The 16,142-nt window shown below is 33.1% G+C and carries 12 protein-coding genes and 3 tRNA genes; 7 read left to right on the top strand and 8 right to left on the bottom strand.

What is annotated here, in order from left to right; all coding sequences use genetic code 11:
- Positions 1-11 precede the first annotated feature (11 nt).
- The 3 genes from rimO to OIU83_RS20730 form a co-directional block, all read right to left on the bottom strand.
- Entirely contained in the window at positions 12-1,325 is a 1,314-nt protein-coding gene (gene rimO / locus OIU83_RS20720; protein ID WP_264208175.1) for a 30S ribosomal protein S12 methylthiotransferase RimO, read from the bottom strand.
- A 234-nt stretch (positions 1,326-1,559) separates the two neighbouring features.
- Positions 1,560-3,065 (bottom strand): OmpP1/FadL family transporter, encoded by a 1,506-nt coding sequence (locus OIU83_RS20725; protein ID WP_264208176.1) that lies wholly within the window; start codon positions 3,063-3,065, stop codon positions 1,560-1,562.
- A gap of 44 nt (positions 3,066-3,109) precedes the next feature.
- The gene (locus OIU83_RS20730; protein ID WP_264208177.1) at positions 3,110-4,162 is read right to left on the bottom strand and encodes a hypothetical protein; all 1,053 of its coding nucleotides are present in this window, start codon (positions 4,160-4,162) and stop codon (positions 3,110-3,112) included.
- A 100-nt stretch (positions 4,163-4,262) separates the two neighbouring features.
- Here OIU83_RS20730 and proS point away from each other — a divergent pair, with 100 nt between their 5' ends.
- From proS to rpsT, 5 genes are all read left to right on the top strand, one after another.
- The gene (proS, locus tag OIU83_RS20735; RefSeq protein WP_264208178.1) at positions 4,263-5,741 is read left to right on the top strand and encodes a proline--tRNA ligase; all 1,479 of its coding nucleotides are present in this window, start codon (positions 4,263-4,265) and stop codon (positions 5,739-5,741) included.
- Positions 5,742-5,817: 76 nt separating this feature from the next.
- Positions 5,818-5,889, top strand: a tRNA-Glu gene (locus OIU83_RS20740).
- A 47-nt stretch (positions 5,890-5,936) separates the two neighbouring features.
- Positions 5,937-6,008 (top strand) — tRNA-Glu (locus OIU83_RS20745).
- Between the two features lie 49 nt (positions 6,009-6,057).
- Positions 6,058-6,129 (top strand) — tRNA-Glu (locus OIU83_RS20750).
- A 154-nt stretch (positions 6,130-6,283) separates the two neighbouring features.
- On the top strand, positions 6,284-6,535 hold the full coding sequence (gene rpsT / locus OIU83_RS20755) for a 30S ribosomal protein S20 (RefSeq protein WP_035622425.1): 252 nt from the start codon (positions 6,284-6,286) through the stop codon (positions 6,533-6,535).
- 105 nt (positions 6,536-6,640) lie between these two features.
- Here rpsT and OIU83_RS20760 read toward each other — a convergent pair whose 3' ends face one another.
- Both OIU83_RS20760 and OIU83_RS20765 read right to left on the bottom strand, forming a co-directional pair.
- Positions 6,641-7,057 carry a response regulator gene (locus tag OIU83_RS20760; protein WP_264208179.1) on the bottom strand — a complete coding sequence of 139 codons (417 nt, stop codon included), beginning with the start codon at positions 7,055-7,057 and terminating at the stop codon, positions 6,641-6,643.
- Between the two features lie 2 nt (positions 7,058-7,059).
- Positions 7,060-8,772: a PAS domain-containing sensor histidine kinase gene (locus OIU83_RS20765; protein ID WP_264208180.1), complete on the bottom strand. Its 1,713-nt coding sequence runs from the start codon at positions 8,770-8,772 to the stop codon at positions 7,060-7,062.
- 172 nt (positions 8,773-8,944) lie between these two features.
- On the opposite strand from OIU83_RS20765, the gene typA reads away from it, so the two are divergent.
- Positions 8,945-10,741, top strand: coding sequence for a translational GTPase TypA (gene typA / locus OIU83_RS20770; RefSeq protein WP_264208181.1), 1,797 nt, complete (start codon positions 8,945-8,947; stop codon positions 10,739-10,741).
- Between the two features lie 136 nt (positions 10,742-10,877).
- Here typA and OIU83_RS20775 read toward each other — a convergent pair whose 3' ends face one another.
- Genes OIU83_RS20775 through OIU83_RS20785 form a run of 3 tightly spaced genes read right to left on the bottom strand, consistent with a single transcriptional unit; the run spans position 10,878 to position 14,991 of the window.
- On the bottom strand, positions 10,878-13,211 hold the full coding sequence (locus tag OIU83_RS20775; RefSeq protein ID WP_264208182.1) for a T9SS type B sorting domain-containing protein: 2,334 nt from the start codon (positions 13,209-13,211) through the stop codon (positions 10,878-10,880).
- Between the two features lie 28 nt (positions 13,212-13,239).
- Positions 13,240-14,076 carry an ABC transporter permease gene (locus OIU83_RS20780; RefSeq protein WP_264208183.1) on the bottom strand — a complete coding sequence of 279 codons (837 nt, stop codon included), beginning with the start codon at positions 14,074-14,076 and terminating at the stop codon, positions 13,240-13,242.
- A gap of 3 nt (positions 14,077-14,079) precedes the next feature.
- Positions 14,080-14,991 (bottom strand): ABC transporter ATP-binding protein, encoded by a 912-nt coding sequence (locus tag OIU83_RS20785; protein ID WP_264208184.1) that lies wholly within the window; start codon positions 14,989-14,991, stop codon positions 14,080-14,082.
- A 98-nt stretch (positions 14,992-15,089) separates the two neighbouring features.
- On the opposite strand from OIU83_RS20785, the gene OIU83_RS20790 reads away from it, so the two are divergent.
- Positions 15,090-16,142 carry a hypothetical protein gene (locus tag OIU83_RS20790; protein WP_264208185.1) on the top strand — a complete coding sequence of 351 codons (1,053 nt, stop codon included), beginning with the start codon at positions 15,090-15,092 and terminating at the stop codon, positions 16,140-16,142.

The raw sequence follows: 16,142 nt of genomic DNA on the forward strand, positions 1-16,142 counted from the left end.
GTAGTGTAAATTTAAACAGGTTCTCCGTATAAATCAAATTCTGTAGCTTCTATTATTTTAATATTAACAAACTCTCCTATTTTTACGTAGTGTTTCGATGCATCAATCAATACTTCATTGTCAACATCTGGGCTGTCAAACTCTGTTCTTCCAACAAAATGGGCGCCTTCTTTTCTATCGATAATACATTTAAAAGTTTGACCTACTTTTTCTTGGTTTAAATCCCATGAAATTTGAGATTGTAATTCCATAATTTCATTAGCGCGAGCTTGTTTTACTTCATCCGGAACATCATCTTCTAGTAGGTAAGCATGTGTGTTTTCTTCGTGAGAATAGGCGAAACAACCCATTCTGTCAAATTTCATTTCCTGAACAAAATCTTTCAGAATATTAAAATCTTCTTGTGTCTCTCCTGGGTAACCTACAATAAGTGTTGTTCTTATAGCCATTCCCGGAACGGCTTTGCGGAAATCTTTTAGTAACTGAGTTGTTTTTTCCTGAGTAGTACCACGACGCATCGATTTTAAAATCGAATCCGAAATGTGTTGAAGCGGAATATCAATATAATTACAAATTTTAGGTTCACGTTTCATTACCTCCAAGACATCCATAGGGAAACCAGAAGGAAAGGCGTAATGCAAACGAATCCATTCGATACCTTCTACTTTTACTAAAGCTTCAAGTAATTCGGCTAAATTTCTTTTTTTATAAATATCAAGACCATAATAAGTTAAGTCCTGAGCTATTAAAATCAATTCTTTAACACCATTTTTGGCTAATCCTTCAGATTCTTTAACTAGTTTTTCAATGGTTTGTGATACGTGTTTTCCACGCATAAGGGGAATAGCACAAAAACTACAAGGTCTGTCGCAACCTTCGGCAATTTTTAAATAGGCATAATTCTTAGGAGTAGTAGTTAAGCGCTCCCCTAGTAATTCATGTTTGTAATCGGCGCCCAATGCTTTTAATAATTGTGGCAACTCTGTTGTACCAAAATATTGATCTACATTTGGGATTTCTTTTTCTAAGTCTGGTCTGTAACGTTCGGATAAACATCCTGTAACAAAAACCTTATCTACTAATCCTTTTTCTTTTTTGTCAGCATACTCCAAAATCATATTTACCGATTCAGCTTTGGCATTATCGATAAAACCACAGGTGTTTATAACAATAATATTGCCTTCTTCGGCAGCAGGAGCTTCATGTGTTACTTCTTTTCCGTTAGCGCGAAGTTGCCCCATAAGGACTTCACTATCATATACATTTTTCGAACACCCAAGAGTGATTACGTTGATTTTATTCTTTTTTAAAGACTTGGTTCTCATACTTTTATAAATTGGAGTGCAAAATTACATTTTTTATTCCTAGAAACACTATGATTCCTTCTTTTTTCTGGAGCTATTCCTGCTGTTCACTATATCTTTTTCTTATTTCTCTTCCTTTGTCAGAGTAATAAGAAAAAGGATGCCTTTCAAAGTCTCGGTACCATCAGGGCTAAAAAAAGTCCGTCTTGAAAATAATCAGACGGACTTTTAATATTTATTTTTTATTAATGTATGTTATAGTTCAAATAGCATAGTTAATGAAACATTATTGTATTTGGTATTAATATTTGCGCCATCTGTAAATCCACCTTTGCTAAAAAAACTTTGTTGAGAATTTCTTTGGGCGTAAGAATAAGCTAAATCTATTTTGGTTGCCCCAAAATTATATCCTAAACCACCAGAGTAGCTATTTAAATCGCCAATTGTAGTGCTGTTTTTATATGGGCTTTGCTCGTATCTGTAACCAGCTCTTAGGCTAAGTAGTTTGATTTTGTACTCGGCACCAATTCGTACTTCGCTACTATTGGTTAATTGATTGCTCATTGTATTGTTTACTCCTCTAAAGTAGCTGTCGTTTGTAGGTTTGAATTTTGTGTTACCATAATCCTTAATGGCATAATCAACGCTTAATAATCCAGTTTTTCCAAAAACATATGCAAAACTGGCAGTCCATTTTCCGGGAGTTTGTAGTTTGTATGATTCGTATACATTAATAATTTGTGGGTCAATTACTCTTGGAGGCAATTCTCCTGTATTGTTGCCACTTACTGTTACAAGTTTTTGAGAAGTTTCGTCATAAAGATTGTACCAAGTATTCGATTCGTAGGCAAGACCTAGTCTAACTTGATCTGTTACTTTTGCAATTGCACCTATGTTAAAAGAGAATCCATTTCCGTATGTGTATAGTTGATTGTCAAAACGCAATCTGGTTATTTGGTCAACTGCAGTTGTATTATTGTTGTTGTCCTCATAAAAACTAGTATTTCTTGTGTAGTCTGCAAAATGAGAGTTTAGGTTTATCCCGATGTACAATTTGTCTTTATAGGATGTGGCAAAGTTGAATGATAATTTACCATTATATCCATTTGAGTAAACTTCATTTTCTTGGTAGTAATTTCCTCCTGCAGGAACATTGCTTGTATATTGGTCATTGGCGGGGACATCATTTACTGGATTAATTACAAAACCATAATAACCTAAATAAGCTTGTTGTGTTCCATAATCTAAGTTGCGGTATGGGTTGCTTTGTACTAGTCCTAGTGGTACTCCGTTAGCATAGCCTAGGAAATATTTATCGATAGAGTTTGTTGGGTTTGTACCCGCAGAAAATATACCATTGTTGAAGTTATTGGTGTTTTCGTAATTAACCGCAATAGATAATTTTTTCCAGTTACTTTTTTGGTCGTAGTTGTTAAAAACCATAACGCCACCGGCTTGATTTAATACAAATGAATTGTCGCTTTCACTTGTTTTTGTTCCAAAATAATTGGAATTATTTTTCGTGTTATAATTACTTAATGTTGCGCCAAATTGGTTATTTACAAATACAGCAGATCCAGCAGGATTCACATTTATTGAGGATAAATCACCACCAAGTGCACCGAAGGCACCACCCATAGCACGAAAACGGGCTGTCCCGTTTAAGTTGTCTTGCGAAAATCGCATGGCATCGGTAATATCTTGAGATTGTACCGCGCTAAAAGATAGTCCGGTTAGGATTAGGAATATATACTTTTTCATAGTTCAGATAAGTTTTAGTTTTGTGTAAAGGAGAAGATAAGGGATTATCTTCTTCCTCCGCCAGAAGATCTTCCTCCTCCGCCACCGCCACCTGACATTCTGGCTCCGCCACCGTCACTTGAACGACCTGATGAGCTAGGAGTGTAAGATCTAGTATTGCTAGATGGAGTGTAGTTGTTGTAACTTCTGTTAGTGGTGTTATCGCTACCTCTTCGTGTTGGATTATATGTGCTGTTTTGTGAACCCGAAGATTGATCTCTTCTGGTATAATTTGAGTTGTCGTTTCTATTTGTATTATAGGAGTCGTTTCTTCTGTAATCAGTATAGTTTGTGTTTCCTCTTCTATTAGTATAGTTTGAGTTTTGAGAATCGTTTCTTCTATAATCGGTATAGTTTGTGTTGCCGCCTCTTCTGTTAGTGAAGTTTGTGTTTTGAGTATTTCTATAGTCGTTACTACCTCTTCTATTAATAGAGTAGTCAGAGTTTCTAGAAGAACTTCTATTTGTATAATAACCGTTATTACGATCTAAGCCATTGCTATAATAGGAGCCTCTTCTGCTTGGATTGTATGTGTAGTTATTGTATCGGTAACCATATCCATAATAAGGTCTGTATCCGTAATAAGGATAGTATGATGGATAACCCCATCCGCCACCATAATATGGGTATCCCCATCCGCCTCCGTAACCATAGCCGAATCCGTAATAAGGATAGCCAAATCCAAATGATAATCCCCAAGTGTTTGGATATACGTTTACTGATACATCTTGAACGTTACTTCCCCATCCTGCATAATTAATGCTTGTATTTGCTATGCTGTCATCGGATTCATTGTAAGAACCATAATTGTCAACATTTGTGAAAATTTCTGTAGGTTCATCATTGTTTTGTAGGGAGCTAAAATAATCTCTGTATTGATTATTGGTGTTGTTTGTAGTAACTCTTTCAGTGTAATTATTAGATGATGTTCTGTATATTCCATCGCTGTCATAGTAAGAACTGTTTTGATAAGAACCACACGAAGTTACTAGAAAACACAATAGGGCTGTTAAAGAAAAAAGAGCCGTGTTTTTTTGGAAAAAAATATTAGTTTTCATATCTGTGGAATTTTTATTGTTGGACAATACAAAAATAGTTAGTTTTGTGAAACTATTTAGTTAAAATAAGATAAACAAAATTTGTGCCAAACTATTCAATATGAGTAAGAACCTTACTACAAGATCAGAAGATTATTCAAAATGGTATAACGAGCTGGTTGTAAAAGCGGATTTAGCCGAGAATTCAGGAGTTAGAGGATGTATGGTTATTAAACCGTACGGATATGCTATTTGGGAAAAAATGCAGGCTGAGTTAGATAGAAAATTTAAAGAAACAGGACATCAAAATGCTTACTTTCCGTTATTTGTTCCAAAGAGTATGTTTGAAGCTGAGGAAAAAAATGCCGAAGGATTTGCAAAAGAGTGTGCTATCGTTACTCATTATAGATTAAAGAATGATCCCGATAAACCTGGGAAATTAATGGTGGATCCTAATGCTAAGCTGGAAGAGGAATTAATTGTTCGTCCTACGAGTGAAGCTATTATATGGTCTACATATAAAGGATGGGTACAATCATATCGTGATTTACCTTTATTAATTAATCAATGGGCAAATGTTGTTCGTTGGGAAATGAGAACTCGATTGTTTTTAAGAACGGCCGAATTTTTATGGCAAGAAGGGCATACAGCACATGCTACGAAAAGTGAAGCTATTGAAGAGTCAGAGAAAATGATGAACGTATATGCTGAATTTGCAGAAGGCTTTATGGCGATTCCAGTTGTAAAAGGAATCAAGACAGAAACGGAACGATTTGCGGGAGCAGAAGAGACATATTGTATTGAAGCATTAATGCAGGATGGAAAGGCATTACAGGCGGGAACGTCTCATTTCTTAGGTCAGAACTTTGCAAAAGCATTTGATGTGAAGTTTGCAAATGCCGAAGGAAAGCAAGAATATGTTTGGGGAACTTCTTGGGGGGTTTCTACGAGATTAATGGGGGCTTTGGTGATGACGCACTCTGATGATAAAGGATTGGTTTTGCCTCCTAATTTAGCGCCTATACAAGTTGTTATTGTTCCTATACATAAAACAGATGAGCAATTGGCAGAAATTTCGGTTGTAGTGAATGAGTTGGTTTCTCAATTGCAAAAACTGAACATTGCTGTGAAATATGATGACAGAACGACGCAGAAGCCTGGATTCAAATTTAATGAATATGAATTAAAAGGTGTGCCGATTCGAATTGCGGTAGGTCCTAAAGATTTAGAAAATGGAACTTTTGAAATTGCCAGAAGAGATACGCTAACTAAAGAAACGGTTTCAAAAGATGGAATTGTGGCATATGTGAGCGGTTTATTGAGTCAAATTCAAGTTGATTTGTATAATAAAGCATTGGATTATCGAAATTCTCATATTACCGAGGTAAATAGTTTTGATGAGTTTAAAGATGTTTTGGAGAATAAAGGTGGCTTTGTATCAGCTCATTGGGATGGGACTGCAGCTACAGAAGAGAAGATTAAAGATTTGACGAAAGCAACAATTAGATGTATTCCTTTGGATGGAGTAAAAGAGGCGGGAACCTGTGTGTTTACTGGCGATTCTTCTTCAAGAAGAGTGTTGTTTGCTAAGGCATATTAATTTTTTTAATTTTTTTTGCTTCAGCTATTGTGCATCTGAAAAACAGTTGTATCTTTGCAACCGCAATACAGAAGCAGGCCCGTTCGTCTATCGGTTAGGACGCATGGTTTTCATCCATGTAAGAGCGGTTCGATTCCGCTACGGGCTACTACTTTTTTGCAGGATAAAAGTTATTTGAATATTGAAAAATAAAATGGCCCGTTCGTCTATCGGTTAGGACGCATGGTTTTCATCCATGTAAGAGCGGTTCGATTCCGCTACGGGCTACAATTTCAATTTTTGAGTAATTCATTAAAAAAAAACTTAGAAGAATACTGGTCCGTTCGTCTAGGGGTTAGGACTTCAGGATTTCGTCCTGATAACAGGGGTTCGATTCCCTTACGGACTACTAAATTAGTTGTGAATAAGTTTTGTAAAATAGAAACTGGTGTCTCGGTTTTTGTTTTATTAGTTAAAGCTAAAGTGATTGTTTTGCAATTGTGGGAGGCTTTTCTTTTTTAACTAGTATCTATAATAATTATTACATCTAAAATTAAAAGAAAATGGCAAATCATAAGTCAGCATTAAAAAGAATCAGAAGTAACGAAAAAAGAAGAGTTCTTAACAGATATCAACATAAAACTACTCGTAATGCTATTAAAGCGTTAAGAATAGCTACTGATAAACAAGATGCAACTTCAAAATTATCAACTGTAATTTCTATGATTGATAAATTAGCGAAAAAGAATATCATTCATGATAACAAAGCGTCTAATTTGAAATCTAAATTAACGAAACATGTAGCTAAATTGTAATAACAATTTTCTAAAAATATATAAAGCTCTCTTTTAGGGGGCTTTTTTTGTGCTTAAAAATAAGGCTTCTTATATTGATTTTGTCATTATAAGAAGCCCTTTTGATTAAATAGTCATTTTGTTTTTTATGTATTCCAACATTTGCTGTGTGATGGGTTTTGAAAGAAAGTCAAGTATCATTGGGTATTTTTTAGCTTTCTCTAGGTCTTCAGGGTCAATTGTAGAAGAGAGTATGATTATGTTGGTGGTGTTAAAATCGGTATAATTAGATGTAGAGAAATGGTCTAGGAATTCCCAACCGCCCATAACTGGCATGTTTAGGTCAAGGAGGATAAGTCTTGGTTTTTTATTGTCAAGATCGTTGGGTTTGGTGTTGTATTTAAGAGTGTTGAAATAAAGTAAGGCTTCTTCTCCATTTTGAGCAGTTATTATCTCATTTGAAAACGCTGCTTTTGTGATTACTTTTTTACATAACATTAGTGCTATGGGATCGTCATCTATGCATAAAATTTGATCAAACATTATTATTTGTTTTTAAATGTTAAGGTAAATGAGGTTCCTTTATTAACCTCGCTGTCGATGCTAATTGTTCCTCCCATTGTTTCTACTTGGGATTTTACAAGATATAAGCCGAGTCCTTTGCTATCTGGATAATTGTGAAATCTTTGGTATAATCCAAAAACCTTGTCTCGATTTCTCTCTAGGTCAATTCCGATTCCGTTATCTTTAAAAACTAAGATTACGCTATCTTCAAGTTGATCGGCAGAAATTGTTATTTTTAACTTTCTGTCTTCCGATTTGTATTTTATCGAATTGGTAAGTAGATTTAAGAGAATGCTTTCAATGTATGCTTTGTTGATGTTTAATACGGTTACCTTTTCGAATTTTAGTTTTATTATTGGTTTGTGTAATTCAATTTGAAAACTTAGTTGGTTGAATACATTTTCGAATACTTCATTTAGTAAAACTTCTTCTTTTTGTATAGAAGGGTTGTCTTTGATTATGATGACTTTTACCAGATCATTAATCGTTTCGTTTAGTAAATGGGTTGATTTATTGAATCCGTTTAGGATTTCTTTTAATTCTTCATTTTCAATCGGGATGTCCTCAATAAGATTTAGTAATCCTGTTAGGTTAGATAAGGGAGCTCTTAGGTTGTGTGAGGTTATGTAGGAGAATTGTTTTAAATCTTTGTTATTTTGAGTTAATTCTCGAATAAGGTGTTCCTTTTCTTTTTCTAGTTTTTTTTCTTCGGTTATATCGCGTTGTATTGAGATCCAGTGGGAGATGTCATTTTCGGCATTAAAAATAGGAATCATAGAATAGCGTACCCAATACTCGTCTTTGTTTTTGGTGTAACTAATGGTTTCGATTAAGCATTCTTCTTTGTTTTTTATAGCTTTTATTAGTTTTTTGAGTTCATTAGAGTCGGATTTTGGTCCTTTAAATATATTAAGGGATTTTCCTATTATTTCGTCAGATTGATACCCTGACATTTTTGAGAAAGAAGGATTAACGTATACTATACTAGGGATTTTTCCATCGTTGGAGACGGCTTCTGTTATTAATATAGAATCTCGGGATTGTGTAATTACAGTTTCCAGTAATTTAAGGCGTTGTTCTTCTTCTTTTTGTTTTGTTATATCTTGTATGGCCCCAATCATTCTAATAGCTCTTCCGTTTTCATCCTTTAAAAGGAAACTTCGGTGGAGAACATATTTGTAAGTAGAATCGGCACATCTAAAACGATATTGATCTTGCCATTTTTCTGTTTTTTGCTCTATAAATGAATATAGTTTTACAGACATTCTGATACTGTCTTCGGGGTGTATTTTGTCAAACCACCATTTTGAGCTATCACCAATTTCTTCCGGTTTGTATCCAAAAATATTTTCGATTCCTTTGTTCCATGTGATGTTGTCTTCCTGGATTTTCCAATCCCAGATGGTATCGCTGGTTGCTTTTGCTACTATGTTGTATTTTTCATTTGATTCTTTGATTTCGTCATTCGATTTTTTGAGTTTTTCGACGACAGAAATGTTTCTGTCGTCATTTTTAGATAGGATAAATCTGTATAGTAACCCTGTAAAAATGATGAAGATAAGGTCTTTTATGAAGCTGAAATAGTAGTATTGTGAATTTGAGGTATTATTAAGCAGGTACTTATGGCAGATTATCGCCAAAAATAAAGAAATGACAAAGTAAATTAATGTAATTTGATTGGTTTTGTTTTTCATTACTCAAATATAATTAATAATTACCAAATTATTAAACATCAATTATAAGATATTTAAATGTCTTGTTATAAAAGTAATTTTTGTGTGTAATCAGTTAACAATATGTAAACTATTGTCTAAATATTTTTTATATAAAAAAAAAGTGTACCTTTGCACCCATTAAAAATCTCAGATGGAATCTATTAGAAATATTGCAATTATTGCCCACGTCGATCACGGTAAAACCACTTTGGTTGATAAAATTATGTATCACTGTCAGTTATTTCGTGACAACGAAAACACAGGTGATTTAATTCTTGATAATAATGATTTAGAGCGTGAGAGAGGTATTACTATTACTTCTAAGAACGTTTCTGTTCAATATAAAGGAACAAAAATCAATATTATTGATACTCCTGGTCACGCCGATTTTGGTGGTGAAGTAGAACGTGTACTAAACATGGCCGATGGTGTATGTTTGCTAGTAGATGCTTTTGAAGGACCAATGCCACAAACTCGTTTTGTATTACAAAAGGCAATTGACTTAGGATTGAAGCCTTGCGTAGTTATCAACAAAGTTGATAAAGAAAACTGTACTCCAGAAGAAGTGCATGAAAAAGTTTTTGACTTAATGTTTGAATTAGGTGCTACTGAAGAGCAATTGGATTTTCCAACTGTTTATGGTTCTGCTAAAAACAACTGGATGTCTGATGATTTCAGAAATCAAACTGAAAACATTGAGCCTTTACTAGACATGGTAATTGCTAATGTTCCAGCTCCTAAAGTTTCAGAAGGAACTCCACAAATGTTAATTACATCTTTAGATTTCTCTGCATTTACAGGTCGTATCGCTATTGGTCGTCTTGAAAGAGGAGTTTTAAAAGAAGGTATGGCAATTTCTTTGGTAAAAAGAGATGGTAAAGTTATAAAATCAAGAATAAAAGAATTACATACTTTTGAAGGACTTGGCCGTAAAAAAGTAGAAGAAGTTATTGCAGGAGATATCTGTGCGATTATTGGAGTTGAAGGTTTTGAGATTGGTGATACTATCGCTGATTTTGAAAATCCAGAAGCTTTACAAACAATTGCTATTGATGAGCCTACAATGAGTATGTTGTTTACAATTAATGACTCTCCTTTCTTTGGTAAAGAGGGTAAATTTGTAACTTCTCGTCATATTAGAGAAAGATTGACAAAAGAATTAGAGAAAAACTTAGCTATGAAGTTAGGTGAAACTGATTCTGCTGATAAATTCATGGTTTTTGGTCGTGGAGTACTTCACTTGTCTGTTCTTATTGAAACAATGAGAAGAGAAGGGTATGAGTTGCAAATTGGTCAACCACAAGTTATTATCAAAGAAATTGATGGTAAAAAATGTGAGCCAATTGAGGAATTAACAATCGATTTACCAGAAAATCTTTCAGGTAGAGCAGTTGAGTTCGTAACACTTCGTAAAGGTGAAATGTTGAGTATGGAGACTAAGGGTGAGCGTATGATTATTAAATTTAATATTCCATCTCGTGGAATCATTGGTTTAAGAAATCAATTACTTACTGCTACAGCTGGTGAAGCTATTATGTCTCACCGTTTTATAGGATATGAGCCTTTCAAAGGAGAAATTGCTGGACGTAACAAAGGTTCATTAATTTCTATGGAAAAAGGAAAAGCTATTCCTTATTCTATCGATAAATTGCAAGATCGTGGTAAGTTTTTTGTTGAACCAAATGCTGAAATTTACGAAGGTCAGGTAATTGGAGAAAACTCTCGTGCTGATGATATGTGTGTAAACGTAACTAAAGAGAAAAAACAATCTAACGTTCGTTCTTCTGGAAATGATGAAAAAGCAAGAATCATACCTCCAATTATCTTCTCATTAGAGGAAGCTTTAGAGTATATTCAAAAAGATGAATATGTAGAGGTAACTCCAAAATCTATTCGTTTGAGAAAAATCTATTTGACAGAAACTGATAGAAAAAGATTTAAAATCTAAATAAGAAATTTATCTATATATTTAAAAAGCCATCCGATCGGATGGCTTTTTTTATGGATAACCTTTAACTGGAATAAAATATATGTAAAAAAATTACTAAAAATATGTTTGGTTTATAATTTGTGCAGAGTGTAATCTATCTTTTTAAACTAAAATGACCTTTTACTTCTTGCCCATCTACAAAGATCAAAGTAAACCAATAATCATCAGACGGAAGATTGCGACCTCCATATGTTCCATCCCATCCGATATTGAGAGAATTCATTTGTTTTAATAATTTTCCGTAACGGTCAAAAATAGAAATTGAATAATCAGGTAATTGATCAAGATTTTTAATTCTCCAAAGATCATTGTATCCATCTCCGTTTGGAGTGAAAAATCTTGGATAATCTAACACATAGAATGCAGATGATGTTGTGGTTCCACAACCATTTTTATCTTTTACATAAGCATAGTAAATGCCTGCAGGGACTCTTGTAAAAAGAGGATTGTCTTGAAAAGTTGTATTGTCCAATGAAAATTGATAGTTACCAATTCCGGTATATTCTATTAAAACCGAGTTGTCATTAGCTGCAAAATCTTTAATCTGAGTTCCAGTTACTACAGCTTTATCTGAAGGAATGATTGTAAATTTCTTAGTTTTTTCACAACCATTTATGTCAGATACAGTTACCGAGTAATTACCAGGAGTATTTACCGGAATAGTATTTAAGGTAGATCCTGTATTCCATAGGTAAGTTTTAAATCCTGTTGTTACAGATAAATTTATTGTAGCATCTTTACATAAATAGTCTGTTTCATTGCCAAAATTAGCTGGGTCGAATGTATTTATGATTAATTCAATTGGAGTTACAGCGTAACAATCAGGACCGTTTATGATACGAGCGTATATTGTTTGCTTAAAGGCAGTTGTATTTTTAAAATTGTTAGGTAAAGGATTTGTTTCAGTAATTGCGTCATTATTATTCAAATAATAGTTGGCTAATAATCCTGTCGGTAATCCATTTAAAAGTTGTGGGGTTACTTCGGAGTCTAAATTAAACTGATATATTCCATCTGTATCTTCATCACAAACCGAAATAGGATTTTGAGTTAGTATAATATTGTTGGCAATCTTTAGCTCAAGTTCGGCATATTTTGCACAGCCATATTGATTTTCGACTCTGGCATAAAGAGTTTGCTGATGTTGTTGCTTATTAGTATAACTTTTAGGATTGGTTATTGGATTCAATTTTGCTTCAGCATCCGATTGAGATTCATAATATACAACATCTTTTAAGGTCGTATCATTGTTCTTAATTATTGCGTCTGCTTTAGTTAAATTATATGATGTAAAACCATCAGAATCAATATCGCATTGCACTATAGTAGCATTTTTTAATATAATTTCGGATGTATATTCGATTTTTATCTCGTCGGTGGCTACACATGTTGAAGGCGTCATAATAACATTCACTCTATATGTTCCTGTCTCTTTAACAGTATATGCGGGACTTGTTGCGCTATTATCCTTAATCCCATCTTTATACCATTCATAAGTATAGCTTGTAGGTAGTTTTGTGTCTAAAATTATTTCCTCGCCATAACACATAGGGTTATTAGTACTTGATTGTCTATCTACTCCTAAATCTACCTTAGATTCAAAACTTCCTGCTTCAAGAAAAATAGCCGAATCAAAATATACATTTCTATCATCAGCAATTATTAATTTTATGTGATATGTTTTTCCGGCGATCACCTCGCTTTCAGATTTCATTACGGTAGTTTGTCCTGCATAATTTATTGGGCTGGATGCGGTATTAAATCCATTAAAATAAACTTCATTTACAGGAGGACACCCGTCAAACCTATTTCCGTAAATGTCAACTACCGGTTCTATTTTAGGATGAACATTCATTGAGGAAACAGGAGTAGCAGTGCCTGGTAATACAGCAAGATTTTTATATGGATTTGTACTGCCTTTTTCTTTTATAAGAAAGGCAAAACCATCAGAATATTGACAAGGGAAATAAGATTGGTATTCATTTGAAGCAAAAATGTAATTAAAACTAATAAAATTTGTTAGAGGGGTAAAGTCAAATTCCAGAACAGTAGCATTTATAGATTTAATTCCTAATATCTGATCAAGGTCGGAGTCGCCTAGCCATAATTTACTTCCACCGTCACCACTAGTTTGTGCATCAAATGGTCCAATCGAATTGCGACTAGTCCCAGTGCTGAGTATAACACCTTCTTTAAAGGGAAAATTGCTTGTGCCGGATGTGAAAGAAGCATAACTTTTTCGTCCTGGCGTGTATTCATCTCCAAATGCCAGCGGATTTGTTATTGTAACACAAGAACTATTGACCAATACTTTTTCTATTAATTGTTGTGGTGTTTTAGTATCATCAACAGTAATATATTGTGCATTGGTCTTTGTCCAGAAGAAACAAATAAAAAAAAATAATAAGATTATTTTGTTATTGCTCATAATTTGCTAATGAAATATAGCAAATATACTACAAATCTCTACTCTTAAGTAATTTATAAGAGAAGAATATAAATAAGAACGTCCAGATTAGAACAATTACAATTGATATGTAATCAACACTATAGTCTTTAGTATCTTCTACACCTATTTGAGCACTAATATTTTTTATAACAGATAATCTTGAAAAAGGTTCAACAATTAAATTAGACATGGCTTCAAGGGGAAGTAATCGAATAAAATAATCGGCTAGTTTGCTGCCAGGGAAAATTATAAAGGCAAAAACAGTTTTTAAAATACCTTCAAGAATACTCCATACTAACAGAAACCCTAGAGCAAATGCAGACCGCTTTACTAAAATCCCTAAGAATAAACAAAATGAAAAAAATCCAGTTAGCTTTACAAAAAAGGCTAAAAGGTAATCTAGATCCGAAAAAATAATTCCAATTTCGGTGTAAGAAGAAAAGCATAATCCTAAAATTAAGCTCATTGCAAAAACAAAAATAGTTGAACAAAAAGCAAATAATATAACTGTAAGAAACTTAGATAAGATAAATTCCTTTTTACTTAATCCATCGATAAGATTTTGTTTTAAAGTGCCATAACTATACTCATTGGCCATCATAGAGACAATTACGATTGCTAAAAAGAACTTTAACCAAGCAGCAATGTATGTATTGAAATGCCAAATAAATGGAAAATTAAAAATACCCATTTCGGCCAAATGAAATTTAAATGGACCTACATTAAATTTTATTGAAGCTATTAATGCAATAAAGGAAAGCAGTATAAAATAAGTTAATGTTAATACACGGCTGGCTTTATTTTTCCATATTTTTTGTAATTCTATAGAGAGAAGTCTGTTCATGGTTTAGTTATTTTTTGCTGAAGCATTACTGGTTAATTCTAAAAATTGTTCTTCTAAGCTGTTTTTACGTTTTACTAAATGACTTAGGGTGATGTTTTGTGAAAATAAAAATTTATTCAAGTCTGTGGGACTTAAGTCTGTTTTTAAATAAACTAAAACTTTTTCTTCTTCTTTTGATAGATGATCTACCGCTGGATGTGTTTTTATTGCAGCTATCAATTTTTCAGTATCATCTGCCTGAACTTCAAAGAAGCCTTCATTTGCAGACATTCCTCCAACTGGACCAGAATATAAAATTTCCCCTTTTCTTAAAACAATTACGTCTGTACATACTTTTTCGACTTCGTCTAATAAATGAGAAGCTAATAAAATAGTTGTTCCCTGAGAAGCAATTTTTTTTATAATATCTCGAATTTGATGAATTCCTTGAGGGTCTAAACCATTAGTTGGTTCATCAAGTATTAATATTTCGGGATCATTTAATAGTGCTGATGCAATGGCAAGACGCTGTTTCATTCCTAATGAAAAAGTACTGAATTTGCTTGTTTTTCTTTCATTCAATCCTACTAATTCTAGTTTTTCATCGATTTTAGAATAATTGATACTCTTGATTTTACAAACTAGTTTTAGATTTTCTTCGGCAGTCATATAAGGGTAAAAGTTAGGTCTTTCGATAATTGCACCTACTTTTTTTAATGCTTCATGTGTTTGTATTTGTCCGCCAAACCAGCTGTATTGCCCAGAAGTTTTGTTTACTACATTTAAAACTATTCCTAATGTTGTTGATTTTCCACTTCCATTAGGACCTAGAATTCCATAAACACGACCTTTTTGTATTTCGAAAGATACATTTTTTAGTGCCTGAACTCTTCCATATCTCTTGTGAAGGTTCTGTATTGTAAGTATTGTTTCCAAATTTATTGTAGTTTTAGTTTTTAGTAAGACGTGTCAGTTTAGTTTTTGTTACTGTCAGATTTTTATTTAATGTAAATTTGTATCAAATATATTCAAAAATGAGTGAGCCTCTAATGTTTTTTAAAAAACCGTCCTATCCTTTAACAAATTCTCTTTTGGATTATTTGGAGCGTTATGAGCGAATTTCGAAGGTTTCGGTTTTTTACGATGATTTGTTGCGTTTTTCGGGATCGATAAATGTATATGATAAAAACGATAAAGACACTCTATGGATTCGGGTTTATTATAATGAGTTTGAAAGAAATGAAATTGATTTGAATCTAAAAAAAATCTATTCACTCTTACATTCCGATGGGAATAGTGATATTATTCAGTTCTTGAATGTAGATGCAATTGATTACTGTACGTTTGGGAATTCAAAGCCTTTTAGAATAAAAGTTCGTAATATTTTAAATGATAATTACGTTCATTTTTATATAAAGAAAGCAGATGCTTCTCGAATTTATGGTCTTGAACTGGAGGAAATATTATCTCCCGATAAAATAAATTTTTTAGTTTATAAGGATACTTTAATTGAGGAACATATAATTGGTATTCCAGGAGATGTTTTCATGAATACGTTGCTTAAAAATTGCTCAGAAACCGAAAAATCCCAAATCGCCAAAGAGTTTGTTAAATTTAATGAGCGTTGTATGATTCGGCTTTTGGGTGATATGCGTGCTTATAATTATGTAATTGTTCCAATTCATGATTTTGATCAGGTAGTATATAAAATTCGTCCAATCGATTTTGATCAACAATGTTATGAGGGGAATTTTAAAGTATATCGTCCTCAGTTTTTCAAAGAAAATTATCCAATGATCGAATTGGTTAAAGATAAACTAGAGGACAGATCGATTGTGCAGTATAAAGATGAAGAGCGTGCCATTTTAGCCAAGCGTATTCACTCTGCAGATAACAGAATAAAAAAATTATTGCATATTATGAGTGAAGATAATATTTCACCCGAAGCCAATTTGAATCAACTAAAAATGGAATTGTACCGTTATACTAATGATCTGAATTTTAAAAATGCCAAGTCAATGGGGCATATCATGTCGGCAGCATTTGGATTTATTACCAGAAATTTTAAAAATACTAATTTGATATAG

The organism is Flavobacterium shii (genome assembly GCF_025847235.1).
Taxonomy (GTDB): domain Bacteria; phylum Bacteroidota; class Bacteroidia; order Flavobacteriales; family Flavobacteriaceae; genus Flavobacterium; species Flavobacterium shii.

Excerpts from the sequence above, each read along its gene's own strand:
- typA (WP_264208181.1), top strand. The coding sequence starts at position 8,945 with ATGGAATCTATTAGAAATATTGCAATTATTGCCCACGTCGATCACGGT.
- proS (WP_264208178.1), top strand. The coding sequence starts at position 4,263 with ATGAGTAAGAACCTTACTACAAGATCAGAAGATTATTCAAAATGGTAT.
- OIU83_RS20775 (WP_264208182.1), bottom strand. The coding sequence starts at position 13,211 with ATGAGCAATAACAAAATAATCTTATTATTTTTTTTTATTTGTTTCTTC.
- OIU83_RS20760 (WP_264208179.1), bottom strand. The coding sequence starts at position 7,057 with ATGTTTGATCAAATTTTATGCATAGATGACGATCCCATAGCACTAATG.
- OIU83_RS20790 (WP_264208185.1), top strand. The coding sequence starts at position 15,090 with ATGAGTGAGCCTCTAATGTTTTTTAAAAAACCGTCCTATCCTTTAACA.
- OIU83_RS20725 (WP_264208176.1), bottom strand. The coding sequence starts at position 3,065 with ATGAAAAAGTATATATTCCTAATCCTAACCGGACTATCTTTTAGCGCG.
- OIU83_RS20780 (WP_264208183.1), bottom strand. The coding sequence starts at position 14,076 with ATGAACAGACTTCTCTCTATAGAATTACAAAAAATATGGAAAAATAAA.
- OIU83_RS20730 (WP_264208177.1), bottom strand. The coding sequence starts at position 4,162 with ATGAAAACTAATATTTTTTTCCAAAAAAACACGGCTCTTTTTTCTTTA.
- OIU83_RS20765 (WP_264208180.1), bottom strand. The coding sequence starts at position 8,772 with ATGAAAAACAAAACCAATCAAATTACATTAATTTACTTTGTCATTTCT.
- rimO (WP_264208175.1), bottom strand. The coding sequence starts at position 1,325 with ATGAGAACCAAGTCTTTAAAAAAGAATAAAATCAACGTAATCACTCTT.
- rpsT (WP_035622425.1), top strand. The coding sequence starts at position 6,284 with ATGGCAAATCATAAGTCAGCATTAAAAAGAATCAGAAGTAACGAAAAA.